At 38.6% G+C, this 2726-nt stretch carries 3 protein-coding genes; 1 reads left to right on the top strand and 2 read right to left on the bottom strand.

What is annotated here, in order from left to right; translation table 11 throughout:
* The first annotated feature begins 204 nt into the window (after positions 1–204).
* Entirely contained in the window at positions 205–1152 is a 948-nt protein-coding gene (gene mnmL, locus HP439_RS18595; protein WP_172391827.1) for a tRNA modification radical SAM protein MnmL/YtqA, read from the top strand.
* Between the two features lie 79 nt (positions 1153–1231).
* Here mnmL and HP439_RS18600 read toward each other — a convergent pair whose 3' ends face one another.
* Entirely contained in the window at positions 1232–1705 is a 474-nt protein-coding gene (locus HP439_RS18600) for a pyrophosphohydrolase domain-containing protein (protein WP_172391828.1), read from the bottom strand.
* Between the two features lie 68 nt (positions 1706–1773).
* Positions 1774–2726, bottom strand: a 953-nt coding sequence (locus HP439_RS18605; RefSeq protein WP_246229418.1) for a pseudouridine synthase, incomplete at its 5' end; no start/stop codon positions are given.

Consider the following 2726-nt stretch of genomic DNA (forward strand, 5'->3'; position numbering starts at 1 on the left):
TCCGAACAGAGCAGTCAAGCCCGCCAGAGCCGATGGTATTGCCGTAACAGGTGGGAGAGTAGGTCGGTGCCTAATTTTATACAAAACCCCTTCAAGTAATTGGAGGGGTTTTTTTGTGCCTTTTTTTTGCCTTTTAACTAACTCAAGGTAAACCGAAAAAATGCTCTGGAATAAGCGATGATATTGAGTATCTTTGTACTTAACATGGGAACACAATTGGATAACGGAATAAAGCCTTATAACCATTATGGGGCGTATTTGAAGGAGAAGTATAACGGACAAAAGGTGTTCAAGGTAATAGTGGATGGTAACTTCACTTGTCCAAATCGAGATGGTAGCAAAGGATACGGAGGCTGTACTTATTGTAACGTGGATTCATTTACCCCAGATACCGCTCGAAAGGTTCCGTCGATGCGGGAACAGGTGATATCAGGGATGGCTAGAGCGCGTAAGTCTTATGGTGCAGAGAAATTTATTATATATTTTCAGCCGAATACCAACACCTACGCTCCAACGCATTTGCTGAAAATGATGTATGACGAAGCGTTGAGTGTAGATCCCGAAAATACTTTAGGATTGTCTGTAGGAACTCGTCCAGATTGTCTGGATTTTGAGAAGATTGCATTATTGGAGTCGTATACCGATCGTTATGATGTAGACTTGGAAATGGGAATGGAGTCTATTTACAACGAGACGTTGAATCGTATTAATCGAGGCTGTTCGCATGATGAGTTTTTGAGAACGATAGAAATGTTGAAAGGGGCAAGTTTTGAATTATGTGTTCATACTATCTTTGGCTTTCCATGGGAAAGTGAAGAAATGATGCTACGTTATGCCGACGAAATTAACAGACAATCACATATTAGGTTTGTAAAATTGCACCATCTGCATATTGTCGAAGGCTCCATTATGGGCGTTCAATATAAGCGCGAACCGTTTAAGCTCTTTACAATTGAGGAGTACACAGATTTTCTGGCCAAATTTATTCCATTACTTCGGCCGGATATTGTCATTCAGCGTATATTTGGTATTGCCGATCGTGAATTATTAATTGCGCCGAACTGGGGGTTTCCGAAATCTAAAATCCAAACACATATTGATAAGGGATTGGAATTAAGGGGAGTTTTGCAGGGGAGTATGTATAAAAGTTAAGTTTGTCTGCGAATTGATCTTTAAAGTTCATACACAATTGTCTCTAGTAAAAAGCCTCGAAAATTTTCGAGGCTTTTTATTAAGCGCCTTTCTCTAGAATTTTTTTAAGATCTGCTGGAGAGTAGTTAATGGATTTTAACGTTTTGTGATCCCCGTCTCTAAAAACAAGATATAGGCCGTCGATTTCTTTATAGTAAGATTTTACCCCTTTTTCTAGATAGTGGGCCTGCGTTAATTTTGCCTCTTCTTCCGATTTACATGCTTTGCTCATATTTGAGCGTTGAACTTCCTCAAACAGATCACTGAATTTATCTTTAAAACCGAATTCTAATACAGCTCCAGACAATACATATTGGATGTCACACAAAGCGTCGGCAATTTCAATTAAATCTTTATTTACTATTGCTTCTTCTAATTCTTTTAATTCTTCCGCGATCAGTGCAACACGAAGATCACAACGGGTCTGCGAGGGGATTGTCGGCTTATCTAAAATTGGATGTTGGAACGTTTTATGGAATTCTGCAACGGAACTTAAAGTTTTTGGATCAGTCATATGATTTATTTTTTCTCTAAAAATACAAATTTATAATAAGAAAAAAGGCGCTGAAGCGCCTTTGAATGTTATTTAATAAGATGTTTCAATTGGATGAGTTCGCGTTCATCTATATAACGCCAACGGCCTCTTGTTAGATCTTTCTTTGTTAAATTTGCGTATACTACTCTATCTAGTTTTACAACATCGTAACCCAAAGATTCAAAGATACGTCTTACTATTCTGTTCTTACCTGAATGTATTTGAATTCCGACTTCACGTTTACTAGCACCTTGCACATAGCTGATATCATCCGGCTTGATTAGGCCATCTTCCAATTGAATACCAAATTGTATTTTATTAAAGTCTCCTTGTGTAAGGTTTTTGTTTAATTCGACATTGTAGATTTTACTAATGTTATTTCTAGGGTGGGACAATTTCTCTGCAAGATTGCCGTCATTAGTAAGTAAAAGTAGACCTGTTGTGTTTCTGTCTAAACGACCAACGGGATATATTCTTTCCTTAGTAGCTTTTGCTACCAGATGCATAACGGTACGACGTTCTTGTGGATCATCTGTTGTAGTAATATAGTCCTTCGGTTTGTTTAAGAGAATATAAACCATTTTTTCTCTTTTTAATCGCTCGCCGTTATATTTGATCTCATCCTTTGCTGGATCCACTTTTGTTCCCAATTCTATAACAACCTCTCCATTTACAGAAACAACACCTGATTCGATTAGTTCGTCTGCTTTACGCCTGGAGCATATTCCGGAGTTCGAGATATATCTGTTCAAACGAATTAAACCATCGTCCTTCGGTTCTGAGTTAACATTTTTCCGTCTAGGATAAAACGTTTTTGATTCAGTATTGCCTTCTTGATAGTCATCTCGTCGGTTTTCATTTCGTTCTCCGCCGAATGATCTACCACCTCGGTTTTCACTTCGTTCTCCGCCGAATGATCTACCACCTCGGTTTTCACTTCGTTCTCCGCCAAATGATCTACCACCTCGGTTTTCACTTCGTTCTCCGCCGAATGATCTAC

The organism is Sphingobacterium shayense (assembly GCF_013179575.1).
GTDB classification, from domain to species: Bacteria; Bacteroidota; Bacteroidia; order Sphingobacteriales; family Sphingobacteriaceae; genus Sphingobacterium; species Sphingobacterium shayense.